The organism is Pseudomonas sp. D4002 (genome assembly GCF_013385665.1).
Taxonomy (GTDB): Bacteria; Pseudomonadota; Gammaproteobacteria; order Pseudomonadales; family Pseudomonadaceae; genus Aquipseudomonas.
Window position 1 is genome coordinate 195,649 of record NZ_JACAPN010000020.1, and the last position, 18,550, is coordinate 214,198.

The following is an 18,550-nucleotide window of genomic DNA, read 5'->3' on the forward strand; positions in this document are numbered from 1 at the left end:
GCATCGGCATCGGCATCGGCGTCCGCATCAGCATCAGCATCAGCATCAGCATCAGCATCAGCATCAGCATCAGCGTCGGCATCCGCATCCGCATCCGCATCCGCATCCGCATCCGCATCCGCATCAGCGTCGGCATCAGCATCGGCATCCGCATCCGCGTCCGCGTCAGCATCAGCATCAGCATCAGCATCGGCATCCGCGTCAGCATCCGCATCCGCATCCGCATCCGCATCAGCGTCAGCGTCAGCGTCCGCATCGGCGTCGGCGTCGGCGTCGGCGTCGGCGTCGGCGTCGGCGTCGGCGTCGGCATCAGCATCAGCATCAGCATCAGCATCAGCGTCCGCATCAGCGTCCGCATCGGCATCGGCATCAGCGTCGGCGTCGGCGTCGGCGTCGGCGTCGGCGTCGGCGTCGGCGTCGGCGTCGGCGTCGGCGTCGGCGTCGGCGTCGGCATCAGCATCCGCGTCCGTATCATCAATATCAACAGCGATCACAGAAGCCGGAACAGACTCGTTGCCTGCTGCATCGGTCAATGTGACAGCCAGTGTTTCGCCGTTAACCTGAAGCGGATCCAGGGTGACTTGAAAATTACCGTCGTCGCCGACCGTGCCAGTGCCGATCACGTTGCCATCGGCGTCTTTCACGGTAACGGTCGCGCGCGGTTCGCCCTTGCCGGTGACGGTGCTGCCATCTTCGCCAACCACCAGGTTGGTTGGGGCATCCGGGGCGATGGTGTCCCCCGCGATGACGATGCCTGGCAGGGATTCCTTGCCCGAGAAGTTGCGCAGGAACACGCGTAGCCGCTCGCCATTGATGTGCAGCGAGTTCAGTTGCACCAGGAATGTGCCGTCATCTGCCACTGTTCCGCTGCCGACCACTTCACCAGCATCGTTGAGGATGATGACTTTGTGGGCCGCGGCGCCTTCACCGCTGAGCGTGTCACCCACGTCACTGATTGCCAGGTTGCGCGGCGCAAGCGGTGTCTCAATATCGGCGACAACCAGCGCACCCGGAGCCGACTCATTGCCGGCAGCGTCTTTGAGCGTGATCGCCAGGCTTTCGCCTTCGGACGCGGGTGTGTCGAGCGAAACCTGGAAATTGCCATCCGCGCCGACGGTGCCCGTACCGATCACGTTGCCGCTGGCATCCTTGATGCTCACGGCAGTGTTCGGTTCACCTTTACCGCTGACAGTTGCGCCATCGGCACTGATCACCAGGTTGGTCGGCGCATCCGGGGCGGTGCTGTCGCCCGCCACCACGGGGCTGGCGGACGATTCATTGCCGGCAGCATCCTTGAGGGTGACTTGCAGGGTTTCGCCATTGGTTTGCGCAGTTCCCAGGGTGACCTGGAAGTTGCCTTCAGCATCCACGGTGCCGGTGCCGAGGACCTCGCCATTGGCATCCTTGATGATCACGGTCGAATTAGGCTCGCCCTTACCGCTGACGGTTGTACCGTCTGCACTGACGGTCAAACCGTTCGGTGCGGCGGGGGCGGTTGTATCACCCGCTACCACAGACGCAGGTTGCGATTCCTGACCCGCGGCATCCTTGAGGACGACTTGCAGGGTTTCGCCATTGGTTTGCGGCTTGTCCAGGTTGACCTGGAAGTTGCCGTCGGTACCCACAGTGCCTGTGCCCAGTACGTTACCGGCGGCATCCTTGACGGTGACTGTGGTGCCAGGCTGACCTTTACCGCTGACCACCGTGCCCGCGCTGTTGACCGATAAACCGGTCGCAGCACCGGGTGCAGGAACTGGCGTTTGATGATGATGGCCACCACCACCGCCACCACCGCTCAATGCCGCGGCGGTACCGCCGACGGCGAGGATGCCCAAGCCCCACAGCACCCAGTCCGGCACCGCACTGTCAGCGGCAATGGCTGCCACACCCAGGTCATCCAGGGTCGAGATTTCGGTGAAGTTGAAACCCGAATACGGCGTGGAATAGTTGCCGAGCAACAATGTTCCGTCGGCATTTTCCAGTACTAGTTGGTTAGCGGAGCCGTCGGCTCCCACCACAAAAAAGTTCTGAATGGTGATGGTTTCTCCAGACTTCAGAGTGACCACCAGGTTTTGGCCGGACTGTTGAAACGATTGAACGCTTTCTTGTCCGAACGGCAGTTTTACAATGCTGGTTCCCTTGAGGCTGGCGTTGCCAAAGGCATGCTCTGTCGCCGTCCCCGTTGCCTTGTCGACAATAGTTATGTTTTTCATCTCTCACCCGTTTTTTATATGGACACACGTATTTCAGCGCGAGCGAATGCCCACGACGGTAGTTACCGCCGAGCACGAAACTCTTTTTGCGTTTATATAGGACTGGTCAGGATTTACAGCGATCAACCGACGCCGGTTTCTTCACGACATTGCAGACCCACACGCGTGCGCTTGCAACACGCTGACACCGAATGAGGTGGCACATCCTTGGCGTCAGAATAAGCCTGCCCGGGCCTTGGGCTGGACTGCATCGCAGCCCAGAGGTCGAGCAACCGGGAGAGGTGACGGGCCAGGATGCGGGCTTTTTCAAGTTCCAGGGCGGCCTCGTTCGATGAGGCCGATAGCCCTGGGAAACCCGATGTACGCATCCATTCGCTAGCCATCTCTGACACACCTGCACAACTTTGAAAGTACAACGCTTCGGCGGAAGTTATCGAGACGCAGCAACCATGACCACGCTCGCAAAACCGATACTAGCGAGGCAGTAGTCAACATCAAAGAGAAATGTAAACACGCAATAAACATGGGTGTTTAATGAGGGAAGCCACGACAAACCGAATACACACAACCGAGAAATCAATTATAACGGCATGATAATCGAGCGCCCCATGGACACTCACCAAATGAATAACCCATGATCAAAAACATGATATTTCAGCGTCACACCTGAAACTTGTAAAAGTTTATTTCACAACTATAACAATGCAAAAAAACCTTATCCCTAGGCATTAGTCGATAAGTAATACCGCCCTCCCACAAACGTCGCGAAGGGGTTTATTCAGGCCAAAAAAAAGCACCAGTAGTGAGCTGGTGCTGGAAGGTCTACGCAGTAAAAATCAGGGGCCCACAGTGAAGAAGGACAATTGCCCTACTTTGGTTTTCGATAGCTGTTGATGATCGCCGAGAAGTCCTTGCCCCCTTCCCCACGTTGGCTCATCGATTGATACAACTGCTGCGCCACTGCGCCGAGGATCACCGGCTGGTGTGCCTGGCGGGCCGCTTCAGTGGCCAGTCCCAGATCCTTGAGCATCAGTTCTGCACCAAACCCACCGGTATAACCCCGGGACGACGGCGCCGTCTCGATAATCCCGGGCCATGGGTTGTAGGTGTCCGAACTCCAGCAGCGCCCGGTGGAGCTGTTGATGATTCCCGCCAACACTTGGGTGTCGATGCCCAGCGCATCGCCCAGGGCCATGGCTTCGCTGACGCCGACCATGGTGATACCCAGCAGCAGGTTGTTGCAGATCTTGGCGATTTGCCCGGTGCCGACTTCGCCGCAATGGACGATGTTGCGGCCCATCTGCGCCAGCACCGGTTGCAGGGTGGCGAACAGTTCCGGGGTGGCGCCGACCATGAAGGTCAACGTCCCGGCCTGGGCACCGCCGGTGCCGCCGGACACTGGAGCATCCGCCATCACCACGCCTTGTTTCGCTGCCGCCGCCGCTACATCGCGGGCGGTCTGCGGGTCGATGGTGCTGCAATCCACCGCCGGCACGCCTTTGCCGATGCCGGCGAGCACGCCGTCTTCACCGAGCCACACACTGCGCACATGGGCCGCAGCCGGGAGCATGGTCACCACCAACTCGGCGCCTTCGGCTGCCGCGCGCGGTGAAGCGCTGATGGTGCCGCCCAGTTCCGCCAGTTCCTTGAGCACGGTCTGGTTCAGGTCGAACAGGTTCAGCGCATGGCCAGCCTTGATCAGGTTGCGCGCCATCGGCGCGCCCATGTTGCCCAGGCCGATAAATGCAATCTTCATGGTCGTCTCCTCGATCAGCGCAGGTTGATGGTGGTGTTGACGCCATCGTTGACGCTGTCGTCGTCGAACCAGCGGCTGGTGACGGTTTTGGTCTGGGTGTAGAACTGCACCACTTGCTTGCCGTACGGGCCCAGGTCGCCGAGTTTCGAACCACGGGAACCGGTGAAGCTGAAGAACGGAACCGGCACGGGGATCGGGATGTTGATGCCGACCTGGCCCACATCGATTTCGCTCTGGAATTTACGCGCTGCCGCGCCGCTCTGGGTGAACAGGCCGGTGCCGTTGCCGAACGGGTTGGCGTTGACCAGGGCGATGGCTTGGTCGAGGGTGTCGACTTCCAGCACCACCAGCACCGGGCCGAAGATTTCCTGGGTGTAGATCTGCATGTCGGTGGTCACGCCGGAGAACAGAGTTGGGCCGACGAAGTTACCGTCCTCGAAGCCCGGCACCTTGATGCCGCGGCCATCCAGCTCCAGCTTGGCACCTTCTTTTACGCCGCTTTCGATCAGGTCGAGAATGCGTGCCTTGGCGCGCTTGGAGATTACCGGACCCACATCGGTACCGGCTTCGCTGCCGGCGTTCACCTTGAGCTTTTGCGCCAGGGCCTTGAGGTCCGGCAGCCATTGCTTGGCCGCGCCTACCAGCACCACCACGGAAGTTGCCATGCAACGCTGACCCGCCGCACCGAAACCGGCACCGACCAGGGCGTTCAGGGTTTGTTCGCGATTGGCATCCGGCAGCACCACGGCGTGGTTCTTGGCGCCCATCATCGATTGCACGCGCTTGCCGTGTTTACCGGCGAGGTCGTAGACGTGAGTCCCCACGGCGGTCGAACCGACGAAGGACACGGCCTTGATATCTTTGTGGGTGCACAGCGCATCCACCACGTCCTTGCCGCCGTGAACCACGTTCAGCACGCCGGCTGGCACCCCGGCTTCCAGCGCCAGTTCAACCAGCAGCAGGGTCGACAGCGGGTCCTGTTCCGATGGCTTGAGTACGAACGTGTTACCGCAGGCAATGGCCATCGGGAACATCCACAGCGGAATCATCGCCGGGAAGTTGAACGGGGTGATGCCGGCGCACACGCCGATCGGCTGGCGCAGGGTGTAGGTATCCACACCGCCGGCGACGTTTTCAGCGAATTCGCCCATCTGCAGGGTGCCGATGGAGCACGCGTGCTCGACCACTTCCAGGCCACGGAAAATGTCGCCTTCAGCGTCGGCAATGGTCTTGCCCTGCTCGGCACTCAGGACCACGGCGATGCGCTTGGAGTGCTCGCGGATCAAGGCTTGCAGCTTGAGCATGATGCGCATGCGCGCACCGATCGGCGTCAGCTTCCAGGTCTGGAAGGCGCGATGGGCGGCGTCGATGGCAGCGTTGACTTCTTCAGGGGTGGAAAACGGTACGCGGGCCAGCACTTGCTGGGTAGCGGGGTTGACGATGTCTTGCCATTCGGTGGTCCTGGATTCGACCCACTCGCCGTTGATCAGCAGCTTGACCTGTTTTACGGAAATATCGGCAGATGCGTTCATGTGGTCTCCAATTCTTGTAGGTATGCAGAGAACCAAGGCGTTGAATCGCCTTGAGGATGAGGCGTTCGGACTGTTTTTGGAGTATAGATGTGCAAACTTCTAATAAGAACGCACATAAAAGCCGGTCCAATATGCAAAAAAACATCACGTCACTGGGCTCCCTGAACTGGGATGACCTGAAGTTTTTCCTCGAAGTCGCGCGTACCCGCAAGGCCAGCGTCGCTGCCAAGCGCCTGGCGGTGGACTACACCACGGTGTCGCGGCGCATCAGTTCCCTTGAAGGATCGTTGGGCACTCTCCTGTTTGAAAAGTCCCGGACCAACGGCTTCGTATTGACCACCGAAGGCCAGCGCCTGCTGGGCTACGCCGAGTCCATCGAAAGCACGTTGCACATGGCCTGCGAACAGGTTTCCGGCTCCGGCGTGGCGCTGTCCGGCCACGTGCGCATGGGCTGCACCGAAGGGTTCGGCAGCTTCTTCGTCACCCCGCAACTGAGCCACTTCGTCGACACCTACCCGGCGATCTCGGTGGACATCCTGCCCCTGCCCCACTTCATCAGCCTGTCCAAGCGCGAGGCGGATATCGTCATCGCCCTGGAGCGGCCGGAACACGGGCCGTACGTGTGCTGCAAGCTGTGCGACTACAAGCTGCAGCTGTACGCGACGCAGGAATACCTGGACCAGCACCCGCCTATCCGCCGGGCGGCGGACCTGGCCGAGCATCCGTTTATCAGCTACGTGGATGATTTAGCGTTCAGTTCGGAGCTGCTGTACCTGGCCAATGTGGTGCCCGGCGCCAGCGCCAGTTTGCGCAGCACCAGCGTGATTGCGCAGTATGTGGCGGCGCAGCAAGGGCGCTCGCTGGCGATCCTGCCGTGCTTTTTGGCGGCGCAGGACCCGCGATTGCTGCCGGTGCTTTCGAAGGAGATAAACATTACGCGGCAGTTCTGGATGTACTGCCGCGAGGACTTGAGGAAGTTGAAACGGATCACCCTGCTGTGGGATTACATCCGTGAGGTGACCGAGCATAATCAGCCGTTGTTGATGGGGGAAACGCGGGAGATGGTGTTTGCCGATTAAATAAAATGTGGGAGCCGGGCTTGCCCGCGATAGCAGTGTGTCAGTCACCCAATACATCAACTGATCCACCGCCATCGCGGGCAAGCCCGGCTCCCACATTGATTGCATTCCAACTCGAACTGCCCGAAAGCCAGACTAGTCCGCAATTACCACAATCGACACCCGGCGATTCTCGGTGCGCCCGGCCGCTGTCGCGTTGGACGCCACCGGCTCGCTGCTGCCCAGCCCGCGCAGTTGTACGTTTTCTTCTTTCATCCCAACGCCTGCCAACACGTGCGCGACGCTTTTGGCTCGGCGCAGGGACAGTTGCTGGTTGTAGGTTTCCTTGCCCGAGGCGTCGGTGTGGCCGTCGACCCGCACGCGCTCAATCCCCACGCCCAGCAGCGCCTTGCCGATGCGCTGGACGATCTCGGTGCTGGGGGCATTCAGACTTTCGACGTCGCTGCCAAACAGCACCTTGCCCGAGAGGCCGAAGGCCCAGCCTTCGTCAGTCAGTTCAAAACCCTGCTGTTTGAGCACGGCGATTTGCGCCGGTGTCAGGCCTTTTGGCGGCGGGGTCTGGCAGCCGCTCAGGGCGAGCAGAGCCACGAGCAAGGTGATGAATAAAAAGCGTGCGGTCGAGAACAAGGGATCAACTCCTGTGTTGAACGTCGGCGGCGGGGGACTCCGATTCCGCCGTTTGCTGCCCCCCCTGGGAAAGCCGTTTGGCCTGGTACATCGCCGCGTCGGCGGCGTTGAGCAGGTTACCGGGGGTGGCGCCATGATCGGGGTAGACGGCGATGCCGATACTGAGTGAGGTCAATACGTGGGCGTCGCCGGGCAGCGCAATGGGCGCGTCCATGCTGGCGATGATTTTTTCGGCAATGCGCTGGGCGTCCTCAAGTCGGTGCAAAGGCGACAGCAAGATGGCGAATTCATCGCCGCCCAGGCGTGCCACCAGGTCGTCTTCTCGCAGTTGCGCACGAATGCGCTTAGCCACTGCCACCAATACCGCATCGCCGGCGGCGTGGCCGAAGTTGTCGTTGATGTCTTTAAAGCGGTCGCTGTCGAGGAACAAGACCGCCACTTTCTCGTTGAGCTTGGCGGCGCTGCGCAGGGCGCGGATCAGCCGCCCTTCGAAGAACGCACGGTTGGGCAGCCCGGTCAGGCTGTCGTGGCTGGCCTGGTGGGCGAGGGTTTCGTTTTCGCTTTGCAGGTGGGTCTGCCAGGCCTCCAGTTCGTCGAGCAGGGCATTGAAGTCATTGCCCAGGCTGTCGAGTTCGGCGATTTTCGCCGGCGGTACGCGTCGGTCAAAGGCCCGCTCGCTTCGGGCGGCGTGGGCCACCGAGGCCAGGCTGTGCAACGGCCCGGTGATGCCGCGTAACAAACGCCGCGCCAGGTACAGTGCAACCCAGGCGCTGAGGGCGGTGCACACCAGAATCCCGGCAAGGCCGCTGAGCAGGAAGCGCAACAGGCTGCCGCCGTGGCCGGTCAGGTGCACGCTGCCGATGACCTGGCCCTGGTGCAGGATCGGCTGGGTGATGGGTTGTTCGAGCAGGGCATGCGCCAACTGCAGCTCAATCATCGACAGCATCCCGGTTTCAGGGCGCTCCCAGTGGGCCAGTTGCTTGCCGTCGACGTTGAAGACTTCCGCCTCGGCCACTTCTTCCTCCGAGGCGATCACGCCCAACGCCTCGGTGGCCGCCGCGCTGTCGTTGAACACCACGGCCGCTTCCACGGTGTAGTTGATGGAGCGGGCGATCAGGTGCAGGTTGTGGTCGGCATACACCCGCAGCGCGAGCACGCCGAGCAGGGTCAGGGAAATACTGGCCATGCTGACGGCCATCAGCGCCAGGCTCAGGTGCCCGCGCCCGATCACTGAACGCAAGGTAGGACGCACTGGCGCCTTATCGACACTCATGACCCCGGCGCTCGACGTCGGGACAGCTGCAGCACACTCGGATGAATGCGCACACCGCTACGGGCAACGGAATCCAGGTTGACCTCGAACGACACCTGTTCGTCGGCTACCCGCAGGCAGAACAGGCTGCCCACGGTGCATTGGTCGCCGCCTTCGCTGATGCTGAGCACCGGATGGCCGATCAATGCCGCGAACAGGCGGCTGCGCTCGTCGCTGGTCAATTGGCCGATGTACACGGCGTCGCAGGCATTGGCGATGTCTGGATGGTCGGCCAGCAAACGCTGCACCACTACCGGACGGCCGGTAGCCTGGGTGGTGCCTTTGACCAGGTCATCGGTGTATTGGGTTGGCCCGACGATGCACAAACGCAATTGCGCGGGCTCTACCGGCCAGCGGGCGTAACTGAGAATTCCCAGGACCACCTGGGTGACGGCCTTGGCCCGCTGATCGGCCATGCCGGCAGGCGGCTGGGCAAAAACGAGGGGCGTGAACACGCACAGAAGCGCCAACAGCAGCATTCGTCTCCAGCTCAAACTTCGCTCTGTGGGCGAGACAGCCACGTTCATGCAGCGATTCTCTTTGATCTTCTCGGGATGATGCCGCAACGATAGCACAACGGCGGAAAACCCCCGAGGCGACACCCAGGAGGATTCCGACATTTTATTAAGAAAAATCACACATTTGGATCAGAAAATTTAGATGTCCCATCGGTCAGCTTCTTTGACGATCAAGTGCCCAGTTCCAGCATCAGCCCACTCAAGCGTTTCACCTTGCGGCTCACCGCCTCTTCGAATACGCCACCCCGGGGTTCGATCAGGCTGAACCAGTCCTTGGCGCGGGTGATGCCGGTGTAGATCAGCTCTTTGGTGAGCACCGGGTTCAAGGCGTCCGGCAGAATCAGTGCGGTGTGGGTGAATTCAGAGCCCTGAGATTTGTGCACCGTCATCGCATAGACGGTTTCGACGTCGTTGAGCCGGCTGGGCAACACAAACCGTACGCCGCCCTGGCCATCGTTGCGCGGGAACGCGACGCGCAGAACCTGCGGCCCGCCGTCGCTTTCGGGCAGCTTGAGGGCGATACCGATATCGCCGTTCATCAGGCCCAGGCCGTAATCGTTGCGAGTCATCAACACCGGACGCCCTTCGTACCATTGCTGGTCGCTGTCGATCAGCCGGGCCTTGAGCAGCGCGGCGGTGATGCGCAGGTTCAAGCCCTCCACGCCCCATGGGCCCTTGCGTACGGCGCAGAGCAGCTGGAAAGCGTCGAAGGCTTTCAGCAGCTTTTGCGCCCAGAGCGTCCAGGCCTCGTCATCCCGTGGCGTGTCCAGGGACGGACGCGCGGTCTGCAGCAGTTTCAGGTAATGGCGATAACCGTGGGCACCGTCGCCATGGCCGTCCAGCACCAGGCGGTCCAGGGCATGGTCGTGCTCGCCCTTGAGGCTGACGCAAAACAGGTCGGCATGGCTGCGGGCAGCCAGCAGTTTGCGGGCCTGCTCAGGGTTTTGCTGGTTGACCCAGCGGGCCAGTTGGCCAATGCCGCTGCCTTCGCCGAAACGCCGCGAGTAACGCAGCATCACCACTTGTTGCGCCAAGGGGTGGCTACCGTCGAGGTCTTCCTGCAGGCCGCTGGCGCCGAGGTCTTCGCCGCTGACCTGTTGCAGCCACTGGCGGGTTTGCGGGCTGTAGAAACCGACTTCGGCGTCGCGGCACAAATCCCCCAGCACCGCCCCGGCTTCAACCGAGGCCAACTGGTCCTTGTCACCCAGCAGTACCAGGCGAGCATGGGGTGGCAAGGCGTCCAGCAGGTTGGCCATCATTTCCAGGTCGATCATCGAGGCTTCGTCCACTACCAGCACATCCAGGGGCAACGGATTGCCGATGTGATGCCGGAAGTGTCGGGTGCCGGGACGGCTGCCGAGCAAACGGTGAACGGTGGTGACCTGGGTCGGGATTTTTTCCTTCACCGCATCAGGCACTTTCAGCGACAGCACTTGCTGGCTGATGGACTCGGTCAAGCGCGCGGCCGCCTTGCCGGTGGGCGCGGCCAGACGGATGCGCAACGCGCTGCCCGCTTCCACGGCGGGGGCCTGCAACAGCGCAAGCAAACGCACCACCGTGGTGGTCTTGCCGGTACCCGGCCCGCCGGTGACGATGCTGAATGCACCGCGGGTGGCCAAGGCGCAGGCGAGTTTTTGCCAGTCGACCACACCGTCTGGCGGGGCCTGGTCGAACAGGCGATTCAGGCGTTCGGGCAGATCGGCGGCAACGCTTTCCCGGGTGGCGAGTCGCAGGCGCAAAGCGCTGTCGATGCGCCGTTCGTAGGTCCAGTAGCGGCGCAAGTACAGGCGCTTGCCCGACAGCACCAGTGGCCGGCTTTGCGCCTCCTCGCTGCCGTCGACGGCCAGTGCCACCAGACGGCTGGCGGCCAGGGCATGGCACCAATGGGCGCCGTCCAGGCCGTCGAGCAACTGTGATGGCAGCAGCATGACGCCGGTTTGCACATCGCCTTCGGGTGGCAGCGACAGAGCGAAATCCGGGGCCTTGAGGGTTTCGAACAGGTCCAGGCACACATGGCCATGGCCCAGTTGGTGGCTGGTCAGGGCCGCGGCCAGCAGGACTAAAGGGTCAGCCTGCGGATCGAGTTCGTGGAGGAAGCCGACAAAGGCCTTGTCCAGCGCGCGCAACCAGCCGCGCTGCACCCAGAGATCGAGCAGTTGCACCAGGTCGGCGGCGCGGCTGAGGGGCGTCAGCTCCTCAAGCGGTAACGGCGACAGGCTCATAGCAGCTCTCCTTGTTCCCAGGCGGGCTCGGCCTTGGGTGGTAGCGGTTTGCCCTGGAACAGCAGGTCCAGGCTCTCGATCAATTCCCGGGGTGGTCGGGTGAAATACGCGCCCTGGCTCGCGGAATGGGTGCCCCGCAGGAACAGGTACAACGCGCCGCCGACGTGACGGTCGTAGTCGTAATCCGGCAGCCGCGCCTTCAGCTGGCGATGCAGGGCCAGCAGGTAAAGTACGTATTGCAGGTCGTAACGATGGTCGAGGATCGACAGTTCCATGGCCTGCTGCGTGTAGGCCGAATCATCGGGACCAAGCCAATTGGATTTGTAGTCGGCCACGTAGTAGCGGCCTTCGTGCTCAAAGGTCAGGTCGATAAAACCCTTGAACATGCCATTGAGCAGCACCGGTTCGGCGGCCACGCGGGATACGCCATTGTGAGTGTGCTGGCACACCAGTTTGTCGAGTGCGAGGACGTCGACCTTGTGGCTGGCAAACCAGAACTCCATTTCGATCTGGTACTGCCGCAACTCGCTAAGGGCCACCTGCCCGTTGCCCAGCGGCAACCGGGCTTGCAACAGATGCCCGAGCCAACCGCCGAGTGTGCCGATCCAGCCTTCCCAGCCGCGTCGGTTGCAGCGGCGGGCGACCGCATCTTCGATGGCCTCCGGGGTAACATTGAAGCCTTCGCCGCCCGCCCATTCCAGTAGGCCATGGAGAAAGGTGCCGGGATTCGGCCCGCGTGGGAAACGGTGAATATCGCCACCGGAAGCCGGCACTTCGCGTGGGGCATCCGGGTCGAGGCGTTCGTCATCGAACAGCTTCTGCGCTTGTGGGCTTTCCGGTGCTTCGAGGCTCGCCGCACTCATGCTCTCGCCGATACGCAGCGCACTGTAGGAAGCGATCCACCAGTTTTCTGCCGCCTTGCGCTTGGGCAGCAGCGGCGCGAGCAAGGTGGCTTCGTTACGCGGCGGGTGGAATACGACCGCATCGGCCTCGGGCATTTCTGCGTAATGCAGTGCCGGGCAACCTTCCTGCAGGTCAAGCAACCAGCGGGCCAGGCCGCCGGACTCGCCAAGTGAAGCGCCGCCGCCGAGCAAGTAGCCCAGGGCCGACAGGTGCAGCACCGAGCTGTTGTTATTGCCACGCTTGAGGTCGGCGATGCCCAGCCAGCAGGCGTGTTTGGCGCGGGTCAGCGCCACGTAAAACAGACGCAAGTCTTCGGCCAGCCGTTCATCGTCGGCTTGGGCGATCAACTCGGCGGTGGGCCTGAGGCTGACCTGGGATTTGCCGTTTGCGTCGTGGTAATGCAACGGCAGGCGGCTGCCATCCACCGGTTTTGCCGAGCAAATGAACGGCAGGAAAACCAGGTCGTATTCCAGCCCCTTGGATTTGTGGATCGTTACCACTTTGACCAGTTGTTCATCACTTTCCAGGCGCAGGATCTGCTCTTCACCGGCCTGGCCGGAAAGCGCGAGATGTTCGGCCAGATGGCGAATCAGCGCTTGTTCACCGTCCAGCTCTGCGGCCGCCTGTTGCAGCAATTCCGAGAGGTGCAACAGGTTGGTCAATACCCGCTCGCCATCGCTGCGGGTGATCAGGGTTTGCGGCAATTTGAAGTCGTGCAACAGGCGCCGCAGCATCGGCAGCACGCCTTGGGTGCGCCAGATCGTACGGTAATCGCGGAACTGCATTACGCGTTGTTCCCACGCCAGTTCGTCCTGGTTCAGACGCTCCAGTTCGGGCAGCGACAGGTTCAAGGTGACGCAAGCCAGGGCGGCGCGCAGTGGGCGCTCGACGTCCGGCTCGGCACAGGCCTTGAGCCAGGCCAGCAGGTCGTGGGCTTCCTGGGCGGCGAACACGGAATCCTTATCGGAAAGGTAAACGCTGCGCACGCCACGGGCAGCCAGTTCACCGCGCACGGCCTGGGCTTCCTTGCCGTCGCGCACGAGGATGGCGATGTCTGACGGCAGCACGCCTTTGAAGCTAGCGTCTTTGCCGAGGAATCCGGCAGTTCCCTGCTGGCCGCCATTGAGTAACGCGACGATTTGACTGGCGCAGGACGCGGCCAACTGTTGGCGGTAGAGCACGCCGGAGATCGGCTGGTCGGTGGGTAGATGCCAGAGATTCAGCGCAGGCAACGTCTGACCGTTGACCTGCAGTTGTTCCTTACGGCCTTGGGACAATACCGACTGGAACGGCACCGGATTCGTACCGTCTGGTTCACGGAACAGGAACGCTCCACGGCCTTTTTCTGCGCGCTGGAATACGTGGTTTACCGCCTCGACCATGGCGTGGCTCGAACGGAAGTTGGTGCCCAGGGTGTGATGGCGGCCGGTGGTGGACTGGCGCGCGCGCAGGTAGGTGTAGATGTCGGCGCCACGGAAGGCGTAGATCGCCTGCTTTGGGTCGCCGATCAGGAACAGGCCGCTGTCGAGGTGGTTTTCTTCGATGCGGTAGATACTGTCGAAGATGCTGTATTGCACCGGGTCGGTGTCCTGGAATTCGTCGATCAGGGTAACCGGGAATTGCTCGCGGATCACGCTGGCCAAACGCTCGCCGCCGTCGGCTTGCAGGGCGGCGTTGAGGCGGATCAGCATGTCGTCGAAGCCCATTTCGGCGCGCCGGCGCTTTTCTTCTTCGAAGCGTTTCCCCACCCAGCCGGCGGCGTGTTGCAGTACAGCAGCATCGGGCGTTGGCAGGGCGTCGAGGCTGGCCTTGAGACTGGCCATGGCGTCGATACCCGGATGGCGTGGTGGTTCGCCTTTCCAGGCTTCGGCCATGCCGTCGGGGGTCAGGCGGGTGAAACCGGTGCCGATGTCCAGTTGTTCGAGAGACTCGTCAGCTGCCCAGGCGCTGATTTTTTCGAACCAGGGTTCGAAGTAACGGGCTTGCATCTTGCGACCATCGACGGCTTTGGCGGCGACGGCCTGCAGGCAAATGTTGCGCAATTCTTCTGCCCATTGTTGCCAGGGTGCCTTGAGCGCGACGAGGGCTTGGCGGCGCTCTTGCAGGCATTCGTTGATCAGCTCGGCGGGGTCACGCGTTTCATCCGTGGGCCGCTCGCTGCCGAACAGCGCGCGTACCCGTGGCATCAGGGCCGCCGGGCCGCCCCAATTGTTGCGCACCCAGTTCAGCGCATCGTCGTGCATCGGGTAGCAGAACAGCCGCCAGTAGTCGCGCAGCACTTCGCCGAGCAGGTCGCTGTGGTCGGTCTCCAGGGTCTGGGTGAACAGGCTGCCGCTGTCGAAGGCGTGCTCGCGCAGCATACGCTGGCACCAGCTGTGAATGGTCGAGACGGCGGCTTCATCCATCCACTGGGCGGCGATGTCCAGGCGATTGGCACAGCCGGGCCATTGTTCGGGGCTGTATTGGTCGCGCAGTTCGGCGATCAACGCGTCGGGTTCTTCGATTTCTTCGCGGAAAAAACGCGCGGCTTCTGCCAGGCGGATTCGGATGCGTTCACGCAGCTCTTTGGTGGCGGCATCGGTGAAGGTCACGACGAGAATTTGCGGCGGCAGCAACTCGCGGCCGAAACCCGATTCGTCCCCTCCGTGGCCGAGTACCAGCCGCAGGTAGAGCGCTGAGATAGTGAATGTCTTGCCTGTGCCGGCACTGGCTTCGATCAGTTGGCTGCCCTTGAGCGGGAAGGCCAGGGCCAGGGGTTTTGTACCGCTCATGCGCTGGCCTCCGCGCTGGTGAGTGATCGCCAGGGAGCGTTGATCAACGGTCGATAGAGGGTTTCGCACCAGCCTTCGAACTCTTCGCTGGCCATCAAGGCGGCGTAGTCGGGGAACTGTCGGATGAGCGCAGGGCTTTCACGGCGCTCGCCGTCGCTGGTTTGGCCGTCGCCTTCGTAGGCTTTGCTGGCGGCGGCTTGCGCTTTGGCCGGGTCGGTTTGACCGAGCCAGGCGAATGCGGTTTTAACGGCGACCGGCAGTGGTTCGCTCATGCCGGTTTTCCAGGCGAGCAGCAGGTTGCCGAGGAGCTCCCGGGCTGTGGCTTGCTCAAGTGGGGCCAATAGCAGTGTGTCGTCGCTGCCGACCAGGCCGGTACTTAACGGAAGGCCGCAGGCACAGGCCACCAGGTGGTTGACCCATGGGCGAATCAGGCGATGCCACTTACGGGTCTTGATCGAGCCGATGCTGTTGGGGATGGCGGTGACGCTTAGAAAGCCGCCATCACTGCGTTGATGCAGGCCACTGATCCAACCTTCCAGCTGGATGCCTTGATGCTCAAAACTGATCGGTTCGGCGCTGGTGTGCGGAGTGGGCCAGAGTGCCAGGAGTTGCTGGTAACGCTGCAACAGGTCGGGCAGAGGCTCGATCAGTTCTTTGCGCAGGCATTCGCCGAAACCAACCATCGGCAACAAGCCACTGCCTTGCAGACGCAGGGCCTGGGCGTTGAGGGCTTCGTCGAGGTTGTCGGGGCGGGTGAGTGCCGCCGTGAGCAAACTGTCGCTCAGGTTATAGCGCTGCAGTGCATCGAGGACGAAGGGTTCTTCATCTTCCAGCGGGACTTCGGCGGCTTCGAAAAACACTTTCAGGCGCTGGCTGAAAAAGTGTTTGACCGGGTTGCGCAGGAAGTCTTGCAGTTGGCCAAGGCTCAACGGTTCTTCCTGGGTGTAGGGTGCGAGGCTGCCGGTATCGGGCACGCTGTCCGGGGTTGCGTGGAGCAACTGCCATTCGCGGGCGTAGCTGAACAGCTTGTCACCTTCATGGAAGTAGCGGGCGCTGAAGGGCTGGAGCGGGTGTTCCTGGGTGGTGGCTTCCAGGAGTGGTTCGCCACTGGTGGTGTGCCAGCCGCTGGCAATGTGGTCGCGCAACTGCCCGATCAGGACCGATGCCGGGCGATCACTGTTGTCGCGGATACTGCGGCCGACCCAACTGATGTAGAGCTGGTCGCGGGCGGAGAGCAGGGCTTCGAGCAACAGGTAGCGGTCGTCTTCGCGGCGTGACCGATCGCCTGGGCGGTAGTCGCTGCCCATCAGGTCGAAGTCCAGCGGCGGTTGCGCGCGTGGGTAGTCGCCATCGTTCATGCCGAGTAGGCAAACCAGCTTGAATGGGATCGCGCGCATGGGCATCAAGGTACAAAAATTGACAGCTCCCGCGAGGAAGCGCTGGGACAGTCGGCCTTGGTCGAGGCCTGCCAGCCAGGCCTCGCGGACTACGGTCAGGGGTAATTCGTCATGCAGGCCGACGGACTCGCAGGTCTCCAGCCAGGTTTCTCTCAGTTGCTCGAGTTGACCCAACAGGTAGTCGTCGTGCTCGTTGCTCGGGAGGAAGAACAACTGCATCAGGTTTTGCAGGCGCTCGCCCCACTCTGTCGGCGCGGCAGGTTGCGAAAGTGCCTGGTGGGCGTCGTGCAGCGCATCGAGCAGTGCGACCAGCGGGCCGATCAAGGCCGCATCGAGTCCGCCGATTTCATCGTACGGCTCGATGCCATCGCAGGCAGAGCCCGTACCGACGGCGTAGCCCAGGAGCATACGACGCAGGCCGAACCGCCAGCTGTTTTGCTCCAGCTCCTGGGGTAAGCCGAGGCCGGCGCGTTGTTCGGCGTTGAGGCCCCAACGGATACCGGCGCCTTCGATCCAGCGGTGCAGGGTCGGCAGGTCGCGTTCCTTGATGGCGAAGCGTTCCCGCAGTGCCGGGACGTCGAGCAGGTCGAGGATTTCGCTGACCGGAAAGCGGCTGTCCGGGAGCTTGAGCAGGTGCTCGACGGCGATCAGTAACGGATCGCGGCCGCGCTGGCCCTGGTCCGTAAGCGTGAACGGAATGAAGCGTAGGTCGCTTCTTTCAAGCTGGCCGAATACGGCGCGAATATGCGGCGCGTAGCTGTCGACGTCGGGGACCATGACGATAATGTCCCGTGGGCGCAGCGTGGGGTCGGCGCTGAAGCGCTGCAGTAACTGGTCGTGAAGAACTTCGACTTCACGCTGGGCACTGTGGGCGATGTGGAAGCGGATGGAAGTGTCGCGCGCCAGGTCGACGCTTGGCCAGAGGTCGCGGGTTTCGTTGAGGGGGCGCAGTTCGAGGATGTCGTCCTGGAGTTGGTTGAGCAAGGTGATGGGCTCGCTCTCGCTGAACAGGTCGATACGACCGTCACGGAATGCCGAGCGGTAACTGTTGGGGTCGTCGTAGCTGTCCAACAGGTTGATGTAGTCGCGACCTTGCTTACCCCAGGCAGCGAGCAGCGGGTGGGCGTGCTGATGCAGGGTTTGCGGGTCGATGGTGACCGGCATTCCGGCCTTGCGTGCCTGGCGCTTGTATTCGTTTCGGAGCAGGTCTTTGTCGGCGACGATGTCGGACCAGTGATGGCGACAAGGGTTGTGCACACACAGCAGCACCTGGCTGAAACGGGCGAGGCCGGCAAGGGCTTCCAGCGCTTGGGCTGGCAAGGAAGAAATGCCGAACACGATCACGCGGGAGGGCAGGCCTATCGGTGCCTGCTCCAGGCTATTGATGCGCTCGATAAAGCGTTGGTGAACTCCGGCGCGACTTTGAGCCATGCCCTCCTCTCCTACGTCCAACAGCAGGGCGCGCCATAGTTCGGCTTGCCAGCAGTTGGCCGGGCTCAAAGGTTTGGATTCGCCACGGCCATTGCGCAGTTGATGGCGACCGGCAGCCCAATCTTCCAGCCAGTCGGCACGGTAGACCTGGTATTGGTCGAACAGGTCGGCGAGGCGTTCCGCGAGTTGGTAGCGTTTGCGCAGATCCGTATCGTGGGTCAGGAAGCGTTGCAGGGGTTCGAAATGGGGCTGATCGATCAGCTCCGGCAACAGGCGCATGAGACGCCAGGTCAGTGGGGCTTTATCCAGCAGGGACTTGGGCGGGATTTCGTCTTTGCCCAGGACCATGCGATAGAGCTGCCACATGAAGCTACCGGGAAGCTGCACATCAATAGCGGCAGCGATGCCGCAACCGCCCATGTCGTCGTCTTCAGGGTCTTCAGCCAGCGCCAGTTTCAGCCACTGGGCAATGCCGTTGCTTTGTACCAGGGCGATTTCGTTTTCCAGGGGAGCCAGCGGGTAACGGCGCATCCAGCTGACAACCAGGCTGCGCAGCTCATCCAGGCGGTTGCCGTGAACCACCATGAATCCAGCACTGAGGGACGTCGCATCCGGCATAACGGCTTCCTTGGGAAAAGCAAAATCGAGGGATGGACTTTAGCATTGAAGACAATCGTAGGCTGCAAGTGAGGAACCTTGGAGACGCTCGCCATACTTTCCGACCGCGCAAAACAAAACCCCTGATTGCGTTAGCAATCAGGGGTTTCGGAATTTAATCTTGACGATGAC

General features: G+C 61.9%; 10 protein-coding genes. 1 reads left to right on the forward strand and 9 read right to left on the reverse strand.

Annotated elements, in window-relative coordinates:
- The 3 genes from HX824_RS32620 to HX824_RS15075 all read right to left on the reverse strand — a co-directional run.
- A partial coding sequence (locus tag HX824_RS32620) for an Ig-like domain-containing protein (protein WP_177054753.1) occupies nucleotides 1-2,213 on the reverse strand: 2,213 nt, incomplete at its 3' end.
- Nucleotides 2,214-3,081: 868 nt separating this feature from the next.
- Complete coding sequence (mmsB, locus tag HX824_RS15070; RefSeq protein WP_003214181.1) at nucleotides 3,082-3,969, reverse strand: 3-hydroxyisobutyrate dehydrogenase; 888 nt, start codon at nucleotides 3,967-3,969, stop codon at nucleotides 3,082-3,084.
- A 14-nt stretch (nucleotides 3,970-3,983) separates the two neighbouring features.
- Nucleotides 3,984-5,501, reverse strand: coding sequence for a CoA-acylating methylmalonate-semialdehyde dehydrogenase (locus tag HX824_RS15075; protein ID WP_008430611.1), 1,518 nt, complete (start codon nucleotides 5,499-5,501; stop codon nucleotides 3,984-3,986).
- Between the two features lie 131 nt (nucleotides 5,502-5,632).
- On the opposite strand from HX824_RS15075, the gene HX824_RS15080 reads away from it, so the two are divergent.
- Nucleotides 5,633-6,580, forward strand: a complete 948-nt coding sequence (locus tag HX824_RS15080; RefSeq protein ID WP_177054754.1) for a LysR family transcriptional regulator — start codon at nucleotides 5,633-5,635, stop codon at nucleotides 6,578-6,580.
- 135 nt (nucleotides 6,581-6,715) lie between these two features.
- Here HX824_RS15080 and HX824_RS15085 read toward each other — a convergent pair whose 3' ends face one another.
- From HX824_RS15085 to recC, 6 genes are all read right to left on the reverse strand, one after another.
- The gene (locus HX824_RS15085; RefSeq protein ID WP_003214188.1) at nucleotides 6,716-7,207 is read right to left on the reverse strand and encodes an OmpA family protein; all 492 of its coding nucleotides are present in this window, start codon (nucleotides 7,205-7,207) and stop codon (nucleotides 6,716-6,718) included.
- A 4-nt stretch (nucleotides 7,208-7,211) separates the two neighbouring features.
- A complete protein-coding gene (locus HX824_RS15090; RefSeq protein ID WP_102368026.1) occupies nucleotides 7,212-8,480 on the reverse strand; it encodes a diguanylate cyclase domain-containing protein in 1,269 nt (422 codons plus the stop codon).
- Nucleotides 8,477-9,046 (reverse strand): YfiR family protein, encoded by a 570-nt coding sequence (locus HX824_RS15095; RefSeq protein WP_032898591.1) that lies wholly within the window; start codon nucleotides 9,044-9,046, stop codon nucleotides 8,477-8,479. Before HX824_RS15095 ends, HX824_RS15090 begins: the two co-directional genes overlap by 4 nt.
- A gap of 161 nt (nucleotides 9,047-9,207) precedes the next feature.
- On the reverse strand, nucleotides 9,208-11,259 hold the full coding sequence (gene recD, locus HX824_RS15100) for an exodeoxyribonuclease V subunit alpha (protein ID WP_177054755.1): 2,052 nt from the start codon (nucleotides 11,257-11,259) through the stop codon (nucleotides 9,208-9,210).
- Nucleotides 11,256-14,933 (reverse strand): exodeoxyribonuclease V subunit beta, encoded by a 3,678-nt coding sequence (recB, locus tag HX824_RS15105; RefSeq protein ID WP_177054756.1) that lies wholly within the window; start codon nucleotides 14,931-14,933, stop codon nucleotides 11,256-11,258. The genes recD and recB overlap by 4 nt, the downstream gene beginning before the upstream one ends.
- A complete protein-coding gene (gene recC / locus HX824_RS15110) occupies nucleotides 14,930-18,379 on the reverse strand; it encodes an exodeoxyribonuclease V subunit gamma (RefSeq protein WP_177054757.1) in 3,450 nt (1,149 codons plus the stop codon). The genes recB and recC overlap by 4 nt, the downstream gene beginning before the upstream one ends.
- Between the last annotated feature and the right edge of the window lie 171 nt (nucleotides 18,380-18,550).